Here is a 451-nt window from a genome sequence, read left to right on the forward strand (position 1 = left end):
ATTCCAAAGAATGCTAAAGAAGTTGTTTGGAACCATATTATGCGTTCAAGAGGGGGAAGCTTTGTTCGTGACTACGTACAGGTTACACCTACTGAATCAGGAGACTTCTCACCAATTCGTTTCGTAGAACATTATTCTGAGCGATTGGAATTGACGGATGCTGCAAAGAATGGAGATAAAAACGTCTTTTGGTATTTTAAGCAGCGCGTAGCTTCACCGGCTCGTTTGGCGGGTAACGTTCTACTTATCCACGAAACAATTGACCAAGTTAAAGAACCACGTAGAGCGTGGGTATATAACGCTGGTCAGCGACGTGTTCGTCGAGCTCCTCAGGTTGCATATGATGGACCAGGAACCGCGGCGGATGGTTTGCGTACTACCGATAACTTCGATATGTACAATGGCGCGATGGATCGATATGACTGGGCTCTAGAAGGAAAGCAGGAGCTAT

The 451-nt window shown here is 45.9% G+C and carries 1 protein-coding gene; it reads left to right on the plus strand.

Features of this window, described 5'->3' with window-relative positions; all coding sequences use genetic code 11:
* The coding region (locus A3756_RS05435; protein WP_156490294.1) for a DUF1329 domain-containing protein at nt 1-451 on the plus strand (451 nt) is incomplete at both ends.

This window comes from Oleiphilus sp. HI0086 (assembly GCF_001635225.1).